This window comes from Nonomuraea lactucae, assembly GCF_003313395.1.
Classification (GTDB): domain Bacteria; phylum Actinomycetota; class Actinomycetes; order Streptosporangiales; family Streptosporangiaceae; genus Nonomuraea; species Nonomuraea lactucae.
The window spans coordinates 61,481-80,363 of the sequence record NZ_QNFZ01000257.1; the positions used below are offsets into that span (position 1 = coordinate 61,481).

Consider the following 18,883-nt stretch of genomic DNA (forward strand, 5'->3'; position numbering starts at 1 on the left):
ACTCTTCAGCTCGGCGCCTCCTGGAGAAGGCGGCTCCAGTCAAGCCCGGGGCAGGCTCGGGGAGATCGTCTTACTGACGGCAAGTGGTCCGGCTGTTGGGGACACTGCCGGTCGGACATTTGTCGTGCGAGGTGCGGCTGGTTCGGCGGCTTCCGCGAGGCCGCCCCGGCACGGGCAGACCTTCGCTGAATCCGGTGAGATCGAGCCTGGGCATGCGCAAGAAGCGGGCCGACCGCCGGACCTCCTCGGTTCACCGGCGTTCGCCCGCTTCTTGCCTGACAGTCGTGCTCCTGGCCCTGCCCTCCCTTTCGTCGGCCGTAGCCGGCGTCATGCCTCCTGTGACGACCGGCGGCGCCGCAGGAGACGGGCGATCGCCGAGGTACGGCCCGTATCGCCCCGCCGTACGGCCATCCCGACGGCGAGCAACAGCGCCAGACCGTTGAAGAGGTCGGGAATCCACACCGGGGCCCCGGCCAGTTGCAGTCCCTTGACCCCGGTCGCCAGGACGTAGACGGCGATGACGGTGCCCCACACGTTGTAGCGGCCGCCGCGGAACTGCGTCGATCCCAGGAACGCCGCGGCGAACGCGGGAAGCAGATAGCCGGGGCCGATGCTCGGGTCCCCCGTGGCCAGACGGGAGGAGACCAGGGTGCCTGCGGCGGAGGCGATCAGCCCGCAGGCGATCAGCGACAGCACGATCGTGGTGGAGGTGCGCACGCCGGCCAGGCGTGCGGCGTCCAGGTTCCCGCCGGTGGCGTAGACCCGGCGGCCGGCAGGGGTGCGTTCCAGGACGTACCAGACGGCCAGTGCCACGAGCACCAGGAAGTAGACGGGGTAGGTGATGCCGAACAACTGGCCCGTGGCGAGTTCCTGGTAGGCGGCTCCGAGGTCGAGGATCTGCTGGCCGTCGGAGATCCAAGTCGTGAGCGCCAGCAGCATCGAGGACACGCCCAGGGTCGCGATGAACGAGTCGATCCGGGCGCGCACGATCAACAGTCCGGTCGCCAGGCCGATGGCGGCGCCAGCGACCAGCGTGAGCGTGACGGTGGCGGGAATCGGCAGGTGCTGGGACAGCAGCCACGCCGACAGGATCGAACCGACGGCGACCTGGGACCCGATCGCCAGGTTGAAGACACCGGCGGACAGCGGGATGACCAGACTGACCGCGGTCAGTGCCGTGATGGCCTGGTCGTCCAGCATGGCCTTCCAGGTGTCCCCGTCGAGGAAGGTGCTCGGCACCCAGAGGGAGAACAGCAGGAACAGCGCGGCGAAGATGTAGATGGCGCTGATGCTGCGGAAGGACAGTGCCTCACGGAGCCGGTGCCGCGGGCGCGCACGTTCGTACGGGTGCTCGGTGAGCGTCTCGGTGTCATCGATCAAGGTCATGTGGCTCATCTCAATCAAGTGGGTGGCGGGGCGCGGACGTCGTGGAAAGCCCGAGGCTTTCGCTGATCAGGCGGGCCTCGCTGAGCTCGTGGCGACCGAGTTCGGCACTCACCCTGCCGTCGCGGAGGATGAGGACCCGGTCGCAGAGATCAAGGATTTCCCCCGTGTCCGTGGAGGACACGAGGACACCTGTGCCCGCCGCCCGGGCTTCGGCGATCAGCTCGTGAATCGCGGCCTTGGCGGCGATGTCGACGCCCTGGGTGGGCTCGTCCAGCAGCAGCACCGCGGGCGCCATGCGCAGCCATTTGGCCATCACGATCTTCTGCTGGTTGCCACCGGAGAACAGGCGCAGCGGCCGGTCCGGCTGCGGCGGACGCAGCGCGACGCGATCCGTCCAGGCCCTCGTCTCACCCCGTTCCGCGGCCCGGTCCAGGCGTCCGAACGCGCTGCGCAGCGGACGCAGCCAGGGAAGGGTCAGATTCTCCATCGCCGTCATGGTCATGACGGCGCCCTGCCGCAACCGGTCGGCGGGCACGTAGGCCAGTCCGTGCCGGATGCTGTGGGCGGGGTCGGCGGCTTTCAGGGCCCGTTCGGCCACGGTCACCGAACCGGCGTGCCGGTCCATGGCGCCGAAGAGGGTGGCCGCCAGGTGCTCGCGCCCTGAGCCGAGCAGCCCGCAGACTCCGACGATCTCGCCCTCGTGGATGTCGAGGTCCACGCCGCGCAGGACGTCGGTGACCAGGCCACGGGCCCGCAGCGCGCGGCGGCCCCGCTCGTCGGCGTGTTCCATCCGGAACTCGGCCAGCTCACTTCCCGCGATCAGGGCCACCAGCCTGTCGTGGTCGACCTCGCCCGCCGGGACATCGGCCACGAGCTTTCCGTCCCGGAGGGCGACGACGCGGTCGGACAGCCCGAGTACCTCGTCGAGGCGGTGGGAGATGAAGACGACTGCCGCGCCTTCGGCGGCCACCCTGCGCACCGCGTCGAAGAGCAGATCGGCCTCGGCCGCGCCGAGTGCCGCCGTCGGCTCGTCGAGCACCAGCACGTTGCCCGTCGGTGACCAGTCGCTCATCGCGCGGGCGATGGCCGCGATGGTCCGCTCGGCCGCCGTGATCCGGGCAATGGGCTCCGTGACGTCGAAATCGCCGCCGAACCGCCGGATCATCCGTTCCGCGGCCTGGCGCTCCTCGCGTGCCTTGGCCGGCCGGAAGCCCCGCAGCCCGAGCGGACGGGCGATGTCCAGGTTCTCGATCGTCGACAGGCCGGGCACCAGGCCGAGGTCCTGGTGGATGAACCGTATGTCCCGGTGCTCGATCACGGCGCCCGGGTCGGGCGTATGGATGCCCGCCAGAACCTTGACCAGCGTGGACTTTCCCGAGCCGTTCTGTCCGACGACCGACACGACCTCACCGGCGTTCACCTCGAAGCCGACGCCGTCCAGGGCTTTGGTCCCGGCGAACGATTTCGACAGCCCGTGAACACGCAGCAGCGGACCCGCGGCGCCGGGCAGGTCGGCGGTACGGGGAACCTGAGAAGCGGAGTCACCCATCAGCCGGCCGTTCTCGCCTTGGCCCAGAGCTGGGAGAAGCGCTGCACGAAGTCCGGGTACGCCGAGAAGCCCTTGCTCACGTCGGCGGGAAGGTCTTCCTTGGTGATCAGCTGCAGGGGCACCTCACCGGCCTTCTGCGCGTCGGTGAGGGGCTGGTCGGTGGCCAGGCGCACGGCCGCGTCGAGCTGAGTGAAGGCGAGAACACCCGCGTCCAGGCCGACCGCGGCGTCGATGCCGCCATTCTTCATGTCCTGCAGGTTGGCCGGCACAGGTGCGGAGCCGGCGATCTTCATCTCGGTGATGCCCGCGCTGCGCAGCGCGGGCGGCAGCCCGGTAGCGGTCTCCAGGCTGCTGAAGAGGGCGATGTCGGTGTCCGGATGGGCCTGAAGATCGCTCACCACTCGGCTGGGCGCGGTGGTGCCGATCGCCGACAGGGGAATGTCGACGTAGCGCACCGTGCATCCCGGGCAGTTCTTCTTCAACTCTTCCGTGAACGCCTGCGTCGAGACCTTCGTGAAGTCGAGTTCCGGATTGCCGTACCAGACGATGTTGGCGTCGCCGCCTCCGGTGACGATCGCCCAGTCGGCGAGGATCGTGCCCTGCCGCTCGTAGTTGATCGGACCGTTGATGGGCGCGTCGATGCCCTGCTCCGGGCCTCCCATCACGCCTGCCCCGACGATGGGGATGCCCGCTTGCTTGACCTTCTTGATACTCGCGCCGACCGAGCCGAGGTTGACCGCGGGAAGCAGCAGCGCTGCCGGGCCGTCGGCGGTGATCGAGGACAGGGCGGTCTGTACACCGTCGGCCGAGTGGCCGCCCTTGACGGTGTCGACCGGCGCTATGCCCATGGTCTCGGTCCCCATGCCGTAGAGCTGGGCCAGCAGGGCGCAGAACGGGGAGGCGCACTGCATGAAGGAGATGCGCTGCCCGGCCGCCAGACCTCGGCTCAGCGGCTGATCGACGGGGAAGGACGTGGGCTTGGAGTAGGTCTCGACGACCTCTTTCGCCGCCGCCAGATTCGCATCGCCCTTCGATGCCTGGGAGCCGCTGGTGCCATCGCCGTCCGTGGCTGCACAGCTCGCCCCTGTCAGACAGATCGCGACAGCCATAGCCGCCAGGGTCCGAGTCTTCCAGGGGCGCGGGAAGACTCTTGACACTCGGGGCATACGAGCATTGCTGGAGATGGACATGAGTGCCTCTTCTCGCCGGTGGCTACGGTCCGCGGCGGGAACAGCCGCCGATGCTCCAAGCAAGCCGTCCGGAGCCGCCGGCCGCGTCGTCGTCCCTGCCGACGGGGTGTACGGTCAGCTTGGCTGCACCGGCGAGCCACGGCATCGTCCACTCGACGCGCCTGAAACGGCTGTTTCGGTCAAAGGACCCGCAATACCCGGCAGAACGCACTACGACATTGGTCGCATCGGGAAGCAGCCACCACCGAGGCGGGCGCACCGGACACGCCCACGCCGCAGCACATCCGCAGCCGAGTCTCGGGGAGCTCCCGCGCGGCGGTCCACAGCGTGACTGTGCTGTCGGCCGCTCCCGAGGGGGGCGGGACCGAGCCGTTCGCGGTGGCGAGGACGCGCCCGTCCGGGCTGAATGCGCCCGCCCGCGCCGGCCAGGGAGCGGCCGTCTGAGCTCAAGGCGACGTCGTTGACCCACGTGCCGTGGCGGCGAGGGTGGCGCGCGTGATGTCCTCCAGGATGATCGTCCCGTCCTCGCCGGCTGCGGCGAGCGTGGGGCCGCTCACTGACCGCCTATGACCACTAACCCGACTTAGGACTTGCTCATCTAGGACTCTGTCATCAGGTAGAGCAGGTCGCGGAGGGTGCGGCGCTGAGGTTCGGTGAGCGCGGCGAGCGGGTCGCTGGCGAACCGGAGGTGGCTGCGCAGCTCCGTGGCGACGGACTTCCCGGCGTCGGTCGTGGCGATGAGCTTGATGCGCCGGTCGCTGGGGTCGGCCTGCCGTTCGACGAGTCCACGCGCCTGGAGCCGGTCGACGATGCCCGTGATGTTGGACGGTTCGGCACCCACGCGTTCGGCGACGCGCCGCATCGGCAGCGCCTCGTCGAGGGCGAGCAGCGCCTTGGCCTGCTGCGGCGTGAGCCCGTGCTGTGCGGCCGCCGCCTCGTACTCGCGTATGTAGCGGTCTGTGATGCGCCCGAACAGGGCCACCACCTCGGCAGAGAGCGCGTCCTGGGTTGCCATGGCAACCATCATAGGCGATATTGGTAGCGATGACTATCATTGACTATGATAGTTCTACTGTATAAGTTCTTTTCGATGACACCTTCAAGCAAGGAGTTCGGCATGAAGCAGCGCACGCTCGGCACGAGCGGTCCGTCAGTCTCGGCCCTGGGGCTCGGCCTCATGGGCATGTCCGAGTTCTACGGCGCCACGGACGATGAGCGGTCCATCGCGACGATCCACCGCGCTCTCGATCTGGGCGTGAACTTCCTCGACACCGCGGACGTCTATGGCGGCGGCCACAACGAGCAGCTTCTGGGCCGCGCGCTGGCCGGCCGGCGCCGCGACGAGGCCGTCGTGGCCACCAAGTTCGGCGCCCGGCGGCAGGGCAACGTCGCGACGGTGGACTCGACGCCGGAGTACGCCCGGCAGGCGGTTGACGCGTCCTTGGCCCGGCTCGGAATCGACCACATCGACGTGTACTACCTGCACCGGCGTGATCCGGAGGTGCCGATCGAAGACACCGTCGGGGCGCTCGCCGACCTGGTCGCCCAGGGGAAGATCCGGCACATCGGGCTGTCGGAGGTCAGCGCCGACACGCTACGGCGGGCCCACGCCGTGCATCCGATAGCCGCGCTGCAGAGCGAGTACTCGCTGTGGGAGCGCGGGCTGGAGGCCGAGGTGCTGCCCGCCGCACGCGAGCTCGGCGTCGCCGTGGTGCCGTACTCGCCGGTCGGCCGCGGCTTCCTGACCGGCACGGTGACGGATCTCAATGCTCTCGCTCCGGACGACTACCGCCGCGTCGACCCGCGCTTCCAAGGCGACAACCTGGCGCGGAACCTCGCGCTGGCGGAGCGGGTCAAGGCGCTGGCCGAGCAGGTCGGCGTCACCCCCACGCAGCTCGCGCTCGCGTGGCTGCTGCACCAGGGCCCGGACGTGATCCCGATTCCCGGCACGAAGCGCATCAGCTACCTGGAACAGAACGCCGCAGCCGCCGACGTGAATCTCGATGCCGACACCCTGATCGCCTTGGACGCGGCGGTCCCGCGGGGCGCGGCGGCCGGTGACCGCTACCCCGAGCAACTGATGTCCCGCCTCAACGGTTAAGCCATGTCTCTTCGTCCGCGACCCTATGCGGGCCGGGCCAGAACACGGCGGAAAACGGCTCGACCGGCCTCATCTGCTCATCCACGATCAGCGGCAGACCGCACGGCAACGCCCGCTGTTCCAGAACCGCTGTCGTGGCGAGGCCGTCGGGCTGAGGCCATGAAGCCGCCGGCTTCCGGCTCATGCAAACGTTCTCCATTTCTCCCGCCGAGACAACTCCAACCCTGCGGAGTAGCCGTCATCCATGATCGATGGGATTCTCCCGGCGATGTCGATCTCTATGGGCCTACCCGCAACGACTTGAGCGCGTTGTCATCCCTGATCCGACACGATGGTCCAGCGGCGGGCGAGCACACCGGCCCGGGACCGCCGTCGGGCGTGCGATCAGATCGACCCGGCGATCCCGGAGGCTCGCAGGTCGCAGCACCGCAGGGTGCGGCTGCCGGAAAGTAGGGGCCGATGGCAGCCCGACGGCGCTCGCCCTCAAGGGGTGACCGGGTAGCGTTGCTTTATCGCGGTGATATTCAGCGCTGGAGTCACGTCTTCGGTATGGTGATCTCGTCTTCCCAGGTCTCACCTGGCTAGACGCGCGGTGCGGGGTATCTGGACCGTTCATCGGCTCCGGACTGTCCTGCGAGACCTCGATGGAGATCATGGCCGCCCTGAGCAGGACAGTGACCGACCGTACTGGTGGTGTGCCCGAGTGCGGAGATCTGGAGCGGCTCTTCGGGCGACGCTTCGCCCTGATCGGCATGATCCACCTGCTGCCGCTCCCCGGTTCGCCAAGATTCACCCCGAAGCGCGGGATGGACGCGGTGATCCGACAAGCGACGGACGAGGCCCGAGTTCTCGTCGATGCCGGCTTCGACGGGCTGATCGTCGAGAACGGCTGGGACATCCCCTTTCTCAAGCCCGATGACATCGGCCCTGAGACTCCGGCGGCGATGGCTGTCGCCGCGGCCGAGGTGGCTCGCACCGTGGGAGTCCCGCTGGGAATCAACTGCCTGGCGAACGCCGTTGACAGGTCGCTTGCCGTCGCCGCGGCGGCGGGAGCCCAGTTCGTGCGCTCCAACCAGTGGGTCAACGCCTACGTGGCGAACGAGGGCCTCGTCGAGGGGCGCGCCGGCATGATGACGCGCTACCGGCACGCGATCGGCGCCGACCACGTCACGGTGTGGGCCGACGTCCAGGTCAAGCTCGGGGCACACGCGATCACGGCGGACCGCTCACTGACCGACCAGGCGAGGGACGCCGCGTGGTTCGACGCTGATGCCCTCATCGTCACCGGCACCCGGCTCGGTGATGCGCCCACGACGGCCCATCTGCAGACGATTCGTGCGGCCACGGGCCTGCCTCTGGTAGCCGGATCCGGCGTGCGGATCGACAACCTGGCCGACATCGTTCCGCACACCGACGGCGCTATCGTCGGCAGCTCGATCAAATCCGGTGGCGTCTGGCGTGGCCACATTGACCGGGACGTGTGCGAGCGGCTGTGTGCCGCGCGGGACGTTCTGGAGAGACAGGCCGAGGAAGCCGCGTCCCAGGACGGATCGAGATGACCGACGGGGCAACCACTCGGCTCCGGCCGCGCTGTGTCTCGTACCTCCAGCCCTGCGTTTAGCTCTGGGGTGCCCTGAGCTTTCCGACAGCTGGTTTGTGGTCAGTTCAAAGCCGCTTGTTGTCGTTTGAGGTGGTCCGTCCTCGTAGGCCTGGCGAGGATTGCAGTAACCGAGGGTGAGTGCGGGCTTCGGTGGTCGTACCAGAATTCGATGTATCTGATGACGTCATGACGGGCGCGTTCGCGGTGTTCTACAAGGTGGCGAAGAACGACTCGGCGAGTGAGCTATGGAAACAGGTTCCGGTCCGGTCGACCGATTGACGTAGGGCGTGTCGGCGAAGGGGGGCGGCGAACTTCTTCGGGGTTTAGTTGCCCTGCGTGCTCTTTCCGGTACGCGCCACTTCTTCTCCGGCGAGCTGGATAAACACCTTCCGGACATCCCCATCGTAGTGTGGGTGCTGTCCGGAAATCCTCATAGCATCCCACTCCCGTATCGAGTGACTCGGCAGGTTGCGAAAGTTGTTGCGGGCCTCCTATATTGACCGGGTCGTCTTATATGAACCGGGTCGTCTTATATGAACCGTGTCGTCGCGGAAGCCATGGGCCGGCGTTCGTACTGGAGACGACCTGGAAGGGGGGATCGTGCGAGCCACTTTCGCGGCTGAGTACAACAGGGCTAAAGATGGCTCGACCTTCAGCACCGAGCTCAAGGAAGCTGCTCCCCCCACTACGTGGGACCGCCCGAGCCGCTGACGGGGGCGAGCCGGTTCGCCGGGGATGCCTTGAAGTGTTGAGGAGCAGATCATGAGGCCATTCCTGTACGTCTCGACGGCAGCTGCCGGCGTCGCCTCTCTCGCATTCGCCGCGAGGGTGGCGCGAACGGTTCTCGACCGCAGGTACTACGAGAAGCAGGGCGTCACTTTCAGTAGGACCTACCCGTTCATCGGTTCCGAAACGGATGTGTCCGGACTCATTGATCGGAACAAGACGCGGGACTACCTGTACCTGGACCAGCCGGCCACGGACTTCGTCGGCAGTATTCGCGGGTTCGACATCCAGCTGTATGCGGTGAACAGGCAGACGACCGAGATCCTGGTCAGCCCGGCGATCACCGGAAAGTACATCGATCGGGACACGCCCGCATTATATTCTTTCGGGCAGCTGTCGCCGTCGGCAATGACCTTCCAGAAGATCACCACAGAGCACTTCGGTGACCGGAAGCGCAACCTCGGAAAGGGCTTCGACCAAGAACGGATCTCCGAGGTCTCCAACCGGCGAGCAGCCGAGTTGTGCGGCGAGTTCGACGAGGACGCTCCGCTCGATCTGAAGCGCATCGCGGGTGACTATACCCGCGATGTCATGGGAGAGTTCGTCTGGGGACAGGACGCGATGAGGCTGGCGGTGTCCTACAAGGATCGCGACGGCGGCTTATCGAAGGTGCCCTTCATGTTCGCGTTGAACGAGACGTTCACGCGCCTGCGGTTCTACTCCAACCGATTCTGGAACCGAGTCTACTTCCCGATGGCGACCTGGCCGATCACCCAGGAAGCGAGGCGTCTGCAGTACAACATCAAACAGCTGCAGGAGCATCTGGCGAACGTGTTGCAGGGAACCCCCGGGGCTGGGACGGTGTGGGAGCAGGTCGCCACGGGCAATGGGAAGCTCGGTATCCCGATCGAGATCACGCGTGACGACCTTCTGACGGCCTCCATCGCCGGTCTGGACACGGTCCAGAACACCATCCTCGCCACCTTGTGGTACGTCCTCCTCCCGGAGAACGTGAAGTGGCGCGAGGCAATCGCGTCCAGCGGTGGCGAGCGGAAGGATGAGTTGGTCGAGGCGTGTGTCAGCGAAACACTTCGCCTCAGCCCCCCTGGATCCGTCATCAACAATAAGGTCATCGATGACCTCGACATGGACGTCGAGGGGCGGAAGTACCTGCTGAAGAAGGGTACCCGCGTGATGCCCAACATCCACGCGCTTCACGCTCAGTACGGAGACGCCTTCCAACCCGAGCGGTTCTTGCTGACGGAGAAGGGCGCCGAGCCTTACGTGATGCCCTTCGGCAAGGGGCGACGCAGCTGTCCTGGTCGCAATCTCGGCATGGTCATGGCGAAGAACTTCGTCAGTCAGTTCATCACCGCTCACCCGGGCGCCCGGATCACCAACACCGCGGACAAGGACATCCACTTCAACAACCTCTCACAGTCCCAGCTCATGGTCGTGATCGGTCCCGGTGCGGCACAGGGCTTCGCGACCGCACGCTCCTGCCCCGTCCTGTCCTCCTAGCCGTGGCGCTTCAGAACGAGGAGGTCGGCATGACGTGGGAGACCGGGCACCCGTGGCTGCCCTCAGTCGCGGTGTCCCGATGCGTCGGCGACGGCACCGGCTACGAGCAGCCCAGGCTGACGGCGAACGAGGTGGGGAGCCTGGCCGAGTTCAGCGCGGACGCGATCCAGTTCGGGTTCTCGGTCTTCGAAGGGATGCGCGCCTACATCGCGGATCCGACCTTCCTCGTCTTCAGAGCGCACGACCACCACGAGAGATTGAGGGCCTCGTGTGCGGCGCTTGCGCTGCCCTGCCCGGCGTACGACGTGTTCATCGAGGCCATCGAACAAGCAGTGCGAGCCAACTGGAACGGTAGGGCGACGCGCCTGTATGTCAGGCCCGTCGTGTTCGCGGCGGGCGGCGATGTCATGCCGCGGCAGAGCCACAAGTACGTCTTCGTGGTCCTCGTGAAGAGGTTCGACCCCGTCCTGGAGAGCATGAGTGTTCTCGTCGAGGAGAGCATGCCGCGAACGGTTCCGATGTTCGCAGCCGTCAAAACCGCCGGTAACTACACGAGCGCCGCACTGGCGATGCAGAACGCGCGCAAGGCGGGATGCGACACGATCCTGTGGCTCAACGGCGACGGCCACCTTCAGGAATGTACGACCATGAACGTCTTCTTGTGTCTCGACGGTCAGATCGTCACTCCGAAGCTCGGCTCGATCCTGCCCGGCGTCACCCGCAGGACTGTCCTGGACCTGCTGGCCGGGATGGGGGAACGGGTGGTCGAACGGGACATCCGGATTTCGGAGGTGTCCGACGCGCTCGCACGGGAGGAGGGGCTGAGCATGTTCACGACATCCACCGCGCTCGGTATCCATAAGGTGGCGCGCTTGCGACTGGGCTCCGGCGACCACGTGCTCGAGGGGAAGGTGCCGAGCACGTGGAGCCGCGTGGAGGAGCAGTACTCCTTGGTGACGGAGCGGTTCACAGAAGCAGATGGCTCATATTCGGCGATCATGTCGCGTTCTCATCGCGGCGATGTGAGCCGTCCGAGCTGAGCCGGTCAGAGTGCCGGCTCCGATCGTACGTTCCCGAAACGGATTGGATCGAAGTGATAGTTCTTTTGGCGCAGGGGCCGATGCACACGCGGTTCGGCGATTTCACCGAGTACTTGTTCTACGACGGCCAGAGCGAATCGATCGCCATCGTCAAGGGAGAGGTTTCGGGGAAAGAAGGAGTGCTCTGCAGGGTACATTCGCACTGCACAACCGCGCATGTCTTCAACGGCATTGAATGTGATTGCCGAGAACAGATGGCCATGGCGCAGCAGAAGGTCGAGCAGGACGGTACCGGCATCATCATCTGGCTGGACCAAGACGGGAAGGGCAACGGCCGCATGGCCGAGCTGCTGACAGCCAATCTCAGAGCCGAGGGAGTTGCGCAGACCGAGGCTTACGCACAGCTGGGATTCAAGCGGGACGCACGGTCGTTCGATCGGGCGGCGGCCATTCTGAAGTACTTCAACCTGGGCTCCATCACGCTGATGTCCAACAACCCCGAGAAGGCCAGCGGGTTGAGCGAGTGCGGCATCGCGGTCTGTGGCACGGTGAATCTGGCTGTCGTCCCGGAGAATCCTCATCTGCACAAGACGTATCGAGACAAGGTCCAGTACCAGAACCACTCGATCGAGCTCTAAGGTGACTCGGCGTCGATGTCCCGGTGCCGCGCGACCGGGCTGTCGGAGGCGGCCGTGCGCGTGAGTCGGGGCGGCGGGGAGGATGCCCTGGTTCGGCCCGGGAGCGCAGCGTGCGCTGGTCTCGGTGACAGGAGTCGTCAGGAGAGAGAGCATGGCCGCTGATCTGATCAAAGTCTGTGAGATGTCGGACTTGTCCACGCACAAGGGCTACCGGGTCACGTCCGTGTCACCGCCCCTTGCGATCTTCCTCACCGAGGACGGCGCGGTACACGTGCTCGACGACACCTGCACCCATCAGGACGCGGCGTTGTCGGACGGGTGGGTCGATGACTGCATCGTCGAGTGCCCGTTGCACATGTCCCGGTTCGATCTGCGCACCGGAGCGGTGGACGCTCCGCCCGCGGAGCTGCCCGTGCGGGTGCACACGGCCGAGGTCGTCAACGGTGAGGTCTGGGTGACGCTGTCGAAGGAAGCCCCGAACCTGCCTCCGGGTGTCAGGCATCGTTCGTAGCGGCTGGACACCGTCCACGACAGCGGCCGGGTCTCGATCATCACGTTGTCCCGCATCGTCCACTGCTTCCGTCGGTGTTCCTCGCGGTGTGCCAGATCTGGTCGGAGGTCAGGCTGATTCGACTGATTCATCCGCGGCGGGCGTCGCTTCAGAGCTCCACGGTGGTGCTGTGAATGCGAGACATACCATGAGGCCGGCGAGCAGCGCCCAGAAGGCCGAGCTGACCCCCGCCAGAGTAGTGCCTGACGCGGCGACCACGAAGGTGACAGTCGCTGCCGTTCGTTCCGCTGGCGAGAGGGCGCCGCCGGATCCGGCGATCGCAGCGGTCAGCGCATAGCTCAGCGTCCCGAGGAGACCGAGACCGGCCACGGTACCGACGACTTCCGGTGGAGCAACGGCGAGAAAGCTGGTGAGTGCCGTGGTCCCTGCGGCGATTCCCAGATAGGTGACGCCGAAGGCCTGGGATGCCATCCACCGCCGTCCGGGGTCCGCGTGGGCCTGCGGCGACGCCGGCAGGGCCGCACTGATCGCGGCAAGGTTGACGGCGTGCCCGCCGAACGGTGCGGCGAGGACACTGCCGAGACCGGTGACCCCCATGGCCGCGCGCCATGGAACTTGGTAGCCGAAGGAACTCATGATCGCGACGCCGGGCACATTTTGTGCGGCCATCGTCACGACATACAGCGGGAGGGCGATACCGGCGATTGCAGGCCAGGTCAGTTGGGGTGCCGTCAGGGTGAGTTGCGGCAACCAGGGCCCGTTCAGGCCACCACTACGAACGGCGAGGAAGCCGACGACAATCACAGTCGCTCCGAAAGCGGCTGGGATCGCCCACCGCGGAGCGGTCACGACAGTAATCAGCCAGGTAAAGAGGATCGGGGCGACCTCCCAGGGGTGCGAGGTGAGTGCCTTCACGGGGACCAAGCAAAGTTCAAGAAGGACACCGGCGAGCATCGCCTGCGCGATCGACGCCGGGATCGCCGCTACCAAGGCGCCGAGACGTGGCCAGAAGCCGGTAAGGGCCACCAGGCCGCCTGCAACCAGGAACGCGCCCACTGCTGCCTGCCATCCGCCGGCCACGTGGCCCGCGCTCGCCAGCACGGCAGCACCTGGCGTCGACCAGGCAAGGGTGATCGGCATGCGACAGCGCCGGCTCAACCACAGGGTACCGAGCCCAAGCGAGGCGCAGAGCGCGACCAGGCCCGAGGTTGCTTCGGCCGGGCTGGCGCCAACCGCGCGCAAGCCCGCCAGGACTACCGCGAAAGTGCTTGTATAGCCGATAAAAGCAATCGCGACCCCGGCCACGACAGGCTGTCCTCGTTCCACCTGCGGAACACTAACTGATAAATCCGCATTAGGGGACCCTGTTTGCTGGTGTCAGAGACGTGAAGGGATTGACGGGCATGGTCGGAAAACGTATCCGCAGGGCACGCGGCCTTCCGCTCGGCGCACTTGCCGTGCTCCTCGCCGTGGCCAGTCTTCTCACTTCTGTAATAGTCTGACGTGGTGTCTTCACATATCACCGGCCCCTACTTCGGGGAATATGGCGGCCAGTTCGTACCGCAGATCCTCGTCGAGCCCCTCCGCCAACTGGAGAAATGTTTCGTCGAGGCGTGGTCCGATGAGACATTCAGGCAGGAGTACCTCTCTCTCCTGAAGGAGTACGCCGGGCGGCCGACGTCGCTGACCCGGGTGCGTAATCTGACCGAGGGCACCAGGACCCGGCTGTACCTCAAGCGGGAGGACCTGCTGCACGGCGGCGCGCACAAGACCAACCAGGTGATCGGCCAGGCGCTGCTCACCAAGCGGATGGGCAAGTCCTCGATCATTGTCGAGACCGGCGCCGGACAGCACGGCGTGGCGTCCGCGATCGCGGCGGCGCTGTTCGGGCTGAGGTGCCGAATCTACATGGGCCGCATCGATACCGAGCGGCAGAGGCCCAATGTGGAGCGGATGCGGTTGCTCGGTGCCGAGGTGATCCCGGTCGACTCGGGGTCGCGCACGTTGAAGGATGCGTGCAACGAGGCGCTGCGCGACTGGTCGGGGTCGTACGAGGACAGTCACTACGTGCTCGGCACCGCGGCCGGGCCGCACCCGTTCCCCACCATCGTGCGGGAGTTCCAGCGGGTGATCGGCGATGAGGCCCGGGCGCAGATCCTCGAGCGCGAGGGCCGCCTGCCCGACCGGGTGGTCGCCTGTGTCGGTGGCGGCTCCAACGCGATCGGCGTGTTCACCGCGTTCGTGCCGGATGAGTCTGTGGAACTGGTGGCGGTCGAGCCCGGTGGGCTCGGGGTCGACACTGACAAGCACGGCGCGTCCATCGGGAAGGGCGAGGCGGGTGTCTTCTTCGGCATGCGCTCGAAGCTGTTGTCCGACCCCGATGGGCAGATCTTCGAGTCGCACTCGATCTCGGCCGGTCTGGACTTCCCATCGGTCGGCCCTGAGCTGTCCTACCTCGTCGACTCGGGCAGGGTGCGCTGCGAGGCGGCCACCGACGACGAGGCGGTCGGCGCGTTCGTGGAGCTGACCAAGGGCGAGGGCATCATCCCGGCGCTGGAGAGCTCGCACGCGCTGACGTTCGCGCTCAAGGAGATCCGTGCCGAGCCCGATAGGGAGCAGGTGGTCGTGGTCAACCTCTCAGGTCGAGGCGACAAGGATCTCGCCACCGTGACGTCGTATCTCCGGCAGAGGGGGGAGCTCTGATGAGCCGCTACGCCGCGATGTTCGAGTCGGCCAGGGCGGAGCGCAGTGCGCCGGTGATCGCGTGGTCGGTCGTCGGTGACCCGACTCCGGAGACGTGGCTGGACACCGTCGACGCACTCGTGTCGGCGGGGGCGGCGGCGCTGGAGCTGTCGATCGCGTTCTCGGACCCGTCTGCAGACGGGCCGGTCAACCAGGGCGCCTACTCCCGGGTGCTCGGCAAGGTGGACAAGAATCACGCGGTCGCGCTGATCAAACAGGTGCGTGAGCGCTACCCCGATCTGCCAATCGGGCTGATGACCTATGCGAACCTGGTCTACATCCCCTCCCCGGAGGCGTTCTACGCCGCGTGCGCTGCGGCAGGCGTGGACTCGGTGCTGGTCGCGGACGTGCCGGTGCACGAGGTCGAGATCTTCAGCGACAGGGCGGCGGCTCACGACATCGAGATGGTGCTCATCGCCCCGCCGAACGCGCAGGAGCCCGAGCTCAAGGCGATCGCCGAGCAGTCGCAGGGGTTCGTCTACCTGGTGTCCCGCGCCGGCGTCACCGGCACCGACCGTGAGGCCCAGTCGCCGCTGAAGTCAGTGATCGCGACGCTGAAGAAGTACGGCGCCCCGCCCACCGTCCTCGGCTTCGGCATCTCCCGAGCCGAGCACGTCCGCAACGCGATCGCCGCAGGGGCGGACGGCGTCGTGGTCGGGTCCGCGTTCGCGAAGCTGGTCGCCGAGCACCTCGACGACCCGGCCGCACTCACTGCGGCGTCGACCGGGCTGGTCACCAACCTGCGCTCAGGCGCCGGCATTGAGCGCGCCGCACCGCGGTGATGCCCAGGCTCTCAAGTGATCCCCAGCGCCCCGAGCGGGCGGCATGACGGCCGGCCGACGTACCCGTCGGATCCAGCCGCCACCGAGGACCTCTCCTGTCGGTCAGTCAGCGGCCGGCTGCGCTGTCAGGCAGGCCGGTGCACAGGGCGTCCTTCACGGGAGGCTCGTTGGTGTCCAGCCGGCCGCAGCGCACGACGGGACGCGCGTGACCCCACTGCGCCTGCTCCACTCTCATGATGGCGATCGCCTTGTCGGTGGGAGTGTGCTGGTCTGCGGCGCTGAAGTTCACCACACCGCTGGATCCCGCCCACGAGGTGTCCCCTGACGTGCGGGCCAGCCTGTAGAGGATGTCGCCCCGGCTGGGCAGCCGCTCGTCCTCCTGCCCTCCTGCGGCGCTGGCGGCCCGGTAGGCGGCGTTGGCCGCCCGGTAGACCACGTCGGCCGCGTCGTAGGTGAGGATGAGGTTGTCGTCGGAGGCCTTGGGGTGGGCGCCGTTCAGCAGCTTGCCGACGAACGCGGTGGCCTTGGCACGCTGCCACAACGCCCGGTGCCCCAACGCCATGTGGTAGACCTCGACCTGCTTCATGTTCGCGATCTCGTCGCCGTGGTCGCTCACCACCTTGACGACGTCGTCGCCCGCGATCACCTTCACCTCACCGCAGGCCTGGCCCTCGATCGCCGTGAGGAACGGACGGAACTCGGACGCGCGTCCCGCGTAGACCAGGACGTCCGGCTCGAGCTTGCACGCCTTCTCCGCGGCCGTGGAGATCCCGCCCTCGTCGACGGTGTACGGAATCCGGCCCGTGACCTTGACATGCTCCTTCTCCAGCGCCTTCTCGAAGTCGTCCGCCAGGTTGTTGGTGTACTCGTCGGCGGGCGACTGGTCCTCGACGATGGCCGCGGACGGTCCGTCCAAGGCCGGCAGGAGGGTCCGCCGGGCGAACCGGGCGCCCAATGTCGCCTGGCGGAAGTTCGTCGGACCCACCTGGAAGTAGTAGGGGGATGGGTCGCCAGGATCGCCGGTCTTGGCCGGGTTCTTGATGTAGCCGAGCCCGTCCGCGGTCGCCGTGCTCGCCACCATCGGGATCTTCGCCAGGTGCAGTTCCGCGATCGCGTCGCTGACGCCCGTCACGCTGCGCGGCAGGCCCACGACGCCCATCACGTGCGGGTCCTGCTCCGCCATCTCGGTGATGAGCTGTGCCGTCCTGCGCCCCTGGCCGAAGTTGTCGCCCGCGTTCGCGATCAGCACACGTAACCGGGGAGTGCTCGAGACCGTCCGCTGGTACTCCTCGAGCGCCATGAGCTCGGAGACCGCTGCCGCGAGCCTGGTGTCGTCCGGCGCGGTCTTCCTGATCGAGAACTCGCCGAACAGGACCAGGCTGACGTACCGTCCGGAGTCCGTGGCATAGACGTTGTTCGCGTCGATCTTCTTGATCAGCCCCTTCACGTCACCGTCGAACAGGTCATCGGGCGTGGCCCGGGTGGCATTGACGATGCCGACGCACTCGCCGCCGATCCGCTCGGCCCACGGCAGGCCACCGCAGTGCCCGTCCCTGTCGCGCTGGATCCAGTAGACCAGCGCGAGCGGGACGACCAGGAGCAGAGCCATCGCCGCCCAGTAGCCCATGGCCCGCGCACGGTGCGGCGACGCCGGATCGTCAGGCGGGTTCGCGGGCAGGGCGGTGGCCTCGATGTTCAGCCGCAGGTCGGGGACGCCCAACCGGGCCGTGTTCTGCCACTGCCGGACCGCCTGCTCGAGATTGCGGAGGTCCTCCGGCGTCGCCGCGCCGTGCGCGGGCGGGCCATCCGGCACGGCCGCCAGCACGACCATCGGGGCGAACAACCCGGTCTTCTTGGTGATCTCCTCCAACAGCCGCAGGAACCGCGCGTTGGTCCCGCTGGGATCGGTGACCTGGAGGACCAGGAGGGAATACTGGCCCCTGCCCCAGCTCGGCCACGGAATGATCCACTTCTTGTACGCCTCGTGCAGGTCCTGCATCAGCGCGTGGACCAGCAACTCATCGATCTCCTCGTCCCCTGCGGCCGCCAGGCGCAGCGCGTACTGCGGCAGCCGCTCGAAAGGCCTTCTCCTCAGTTTCGGTTTCTTGGCGAACCAGCCGGTGAAGAGCGACCCCCGGATCGACAGAACGCCCTGCGCGGCGGTGCCGGCCAGGGCCACCAGGGCGCCGAGCAGCCAGGGAATGACACCGACGAGGTCGGAGGCGCCACCGGCCCACCAGACGGCCAGGGTGCCGACCGGCACCCAGGTCGTGGCGGCCCGTGTCAGGAAGTCGGCCGAGGTCTTGACGCCTTGGTCGCCGCCGCGTTTGCCCCTCCGCCATTCCTTGAGACGCTTCTTGAACGCCTGGTAGTCCGTGTGCGACTGCGGGTTGGGCGGCGCGGCGCCCTTCGGCCTCTCCCTCGCCCACAGCACGAACTGGGCGAGCGGGAAGCGCGGCGGCGGCAGGAGCGACCCGCCCACCGGCTTGCCCAGCCGGCCGTCTTCACCCGCCAGCGACTTCACCAGGCCCAGGACCGACGTGTGCTCGCCGTCCGTGACGCGGGCATAGGGCACGGCGTCCTCGAACGGCTTGGCGAGCATGTCGACCGCGGCGAGCGCCTGCCGGCCGGTCACCAGCACGGTCGGCAGCGGCGGATCCGCCCGCCAGAACCTGTGCCGGCCAATCAACATCTCGATGACGCTGCGCAGATCGGCCACCTGGATGGCCCTCCAGCCGGTGCCCACCCCGATTCGGTGAACCAATGATCAGCAGAAGTGGTTCATCATGTCTCAGGATCGGCGAGATTGAAACGGCAAGGCGGGAGACCGAGGGCCCGCACAGTCGGCGTCCGGTCCTCTGACGCGGCCACGTAAGGTCATGATCGAGGATCATCGCGATCTGTACGACCGCATCCAGGAGGAAAGTCGCCATGCCCCCTGCCCCGGCCTCCCCCGACGCGCCGCTCCCTGCCGCCGGGCCGGCGTCACCACCGTCCCCACCGCTCACACCGTCCCGCCGGGCCGTCTTAGCCGGCGCCGGCGCCGCCCTCGCCGCCACGATCATCCCCGCCACCGCCACGCGCGCCCGGGCCGACG

At 67.3% G+C, this 18,883-nt stretch carries 14 protein-coding genes; 8 read left to right on the plus strand and 6 right to left on the minus strand.

The window, feature by feature from the left end; genetic code table 11:
- Positions 1 to 327: 327 nt before the first annotated feature.
- From DQW85_RS16600 to DQW85_RS16615, 4 genes are all read right to left on the minus strand, one after another.
- The gene (locus DQW85_RS16600) at positions 328 to 1,386 is read right to left on the minus strand and encodes an ABC transporter permease (RefSeq protein WP_162795045.1); all 1,059 of its coding nucleotides are present in this window, start codon (positions 1,384 to 1,386) and stop codon (positions 328 to 330) included.
- 10 nt (positions 1,387 to 1,396) lie between these two features.
- Complete coding sequence (locus DQW85_RS16605; RefSeq protein WP_113701207.1) at positions 1,397 to 2,935, minus strand: sugar ABC transporter ATP-binding protein; 1,539 nt, start codon at positions 2,933 to 2,935, stop codon at positions 1,397 to 1,399.
- Positions 2,935 to 4,044: a sugar ABC transporter substrate-binding protein gene (locus tag DQW85_RS16610; RefSeq protein WP_162795046.1), complete on the minus strand. Its 1,110-nt coding sequence runs from the start codon at positions 4,042 to 4,044 to the stop codon at positions 2,935 to 2,937. Before DQW85_RS16610 ends, DQW85_RS16605 begins: the two co-directional genes overlap by 1 nt.
- A gap of 679 nt (positions 4,045 to 4,723) precedes the next feature.
- Positions 4,724 to 5,140, minus strand: a complete 417-nt coding sequence (locus DQW85_RS16615) for a MarR family winged helix-turn-helix transcriptional regulator (protein WP_205315172.1) — start codon at positions 5,138 to 5,140, stop codon at positions 4,724 to 4,726.
- A 102-nt stretch (positions 5,141 to 5,242) separates the two neighbouring features.
- Between DQW85_RS16615 and DQW85_RS16620 the strand changes: the two genes are divergently transcribed.
- The 6 genes from DQW85_RS16620 to DQW85_RS16645 all read left to right on the plus strand — a co-directional run bounded on the left by DQW85_RS16620 (position 5,243) and on the right by DQW85_RS16645 (position 12,262).
- Positions 5,243 to 6,226: an aldo/keto reductase gene (locus DQW85_RS16620; RefSeq protein ID WP_113701209.1), complete on the plus strand. Its 984-nt coding sequence runs from the start codon at positions 5,243 to 5,245 to the stop codon at positions 6,224 to 6,226.
- Positions 6,227 to 6,978: 752 nt separating this feature from the next.
- Positions 6,979 to 7,785: a BtpA family protein gene (locus tag DQW85_RS16625; RefSeq protein ID WP_205315173.1), complete on the plus strand. Its 807-nt coding sequence runs from the start codon at positions 6,979 to 6,981 to the stop codon at positions 7,783 to 7,785.
- Positions 7,786 to 8,588: 803 nt separating this feature from the next.
- Positions 8,589 to 10,073: a cytochrome P450 gene (locus tag DQW85_RS16630; RefSeq protein WP_113701210.1), complete on the plus strand. Its 1,485-nt coding sequence runs from the start codon at positions 8,589 to 8,591 to the stop codon at positions 10,071 to 10,073.
- Between the two features lie 2 nt (positions 10,074 to 10,075).
- Positions 10,076 to 11,113 (plus strand): aminotransferase class IV, encoded by a 1,038-nt coding sequence (locus tag DQW85_RS16635; RefSeq protein WP_162795047.1) that lies wholly within the window; start codon positions 10,076 to 10,078, stop codon positions 11,111 to 11,113.
- An 80-nt stretch (positions 11,114 to 11,193) separates the two neighbouring features.
- Positions 11,194 to 11,751: a GTP cyclohydrolase II gene (locus tag DQW85_RS16640; RefSeq protein ID WP_205315174.1), complete on the plus strand. Its 558-nt coding sequence runs from the start codon at positions 11,194 to 11,196 to the stop codon at positions 11,749 to 11,751.
- A 151-nt stretch (positions 11,752 to 11,902) separates the two neighbouring features.
- Positions 11,903 to 12,262 carry a non-heme iron oxygenase ferredoxin subunit gene (locus DQW85_RS16645; RefSeq protein WP_113701213.1) on the plus strand — a complete coding sequence of 120 codons (360 nt, stop codon included), beginning with the start codon at positions 11,903 to 11,905 and terminating at the stop codon, positions 12,260 to 12,262.
- A 108-nt stretch (positions 12,263 to 12,370) separates the two neighbouring features.
- On the opposite strand, the gene DQW85_RS16650 is transcribed toward DQW85_RS16645, so the two are convergent.
- On the minus strand, positions 12,371 to 13,567 hold the full coding sequence (locus DQW85_RS16650; RefSeq protein ID WP_205315176.1) for a benzoate/H(+) symporter BenE family transporter: 1,197 nt from the start codon (positions 13,565 to 13,567) through the stop codon (positions 12,371 to 12,373).
- 201 nt (positions 13,568 to 13,768) lie between these two features.
- On the opposite strand from DQW85_RS16650, the gene trpB reads away from it, so the two are divergent.
- Together trpB and trpA are read left to right on the plus strand one after the other, a co-directional pair.
- A complete protein-coding gene (trpB, locus tag DQW85_RS16655; protein ID WP_240197225.1) occupies positions 13,769 to 14,965 on the plus strand; it encodes a tryptophan synthase subunit beta in 1,197 nt (398 codons plus the stop codon).
- On the plus strand, positions 14,965 to 15,786 hold the full coding sequence (trpA, locus tag DQW85_RS16660; RefSeq protein ID WP_113701215.1) for a tryptophan synthase subunit alpha: 822 nt from the start codon (positions 14,965 to 14,967) through the stop codon (positions 15,784 to 15,786). Before trpB ends, trpA begins: the two co-directional genes overlap by 1 nt.
- A 106-nt stretch (positions 15,787 to 15,892) precedes the next feature.
- Here trpA and DQW85_RS16665 read toward each other — a convergent pair whose 3' ends face one another.
- On the minus strand, positions 15,893 to 18,532 hold the full coding sequence (locus DQW85_RS16665; RefSeq protein WP_113701216.1) for a type 1 periplasmic-binding domain-containing protein: 2,640 nt from the start codon (positions 18,530 to 18,532) through the stop codon (positions 15,893 to 15,895).
- Between the last annotated feature and the right edge of the window lie 351 nt (positions 18,533 to 18,883).

Coding starts and splice junctions, on each gene's coding strand:
- DQW85_RS16610 (WP_162795046.1), bottom strand. CDS start 4,044: ATGGCTGTCGCGATCTGTCTGACAGGGGCGAGCTGTGCAGCCACGGAC.
- trpA (WP_113701215.1), top strand. CDS start 14,965: ATGAGCCGCTACGCCGCGATGTTCGAGTCGGCCAGGGCGGAGCGCAGT.
- DQW85_RS16630 (WP_113701210.1), top strand. CDS start 8,589: ATGAGGCCATTCCTGTACGTCTCGACGGCAGCTGCCGGCGTCGCCTCT.
- DQW85_RS16620 (WP_113701209.1), top strand. CDS start 5,243: ATGAAGCAGCGCACGCTCGGCACGAGCGGTCCGTCAGTCTCGGCCCTG.
- DQW85_RS16615 (WP_205315172.1), bottom strand. CDS start 5,140: ATGGCAACCCAGGACGCGCTCTCTGCCGAGGTGGTGGCCCTGTTCGGG.
- DQW85_RS16645 (WP_113701213.1), top strand. CDS start 11,903: ATGGCCGCTGATCTGATCAAAGTCTGTGAGATGTCGGACTTGTCCACG.
- DQW85_RS16640 (WP_205315174.1), top strand. CDS start 11,194: ATGCACACGCGGTTCGGCGATTTCACCGAGTACTTGTTCTACGACGGC.
- DQW85_RS16600 (WP_162795045.1), bottom strand. CDS start 1,386: ATGACCTTGATCGATGACACCGAGACGCTCACCGAGCACCCGTACGAA.
- DQW85_RS16625 (WP_205315173.1), top strand. CDS start 6,979: ATGATCCACCTGCTGCCGCTCCCCGGTTCGCCAAGATTCACCCCGAAG.
- DQW85_RS16605 (WP_113701207.1), bottom strand. CDS start 2,935: ATGGGTGACTCCGCTTCTCAGGTTCCCCGTACCGCCGACCTGCCCGGC.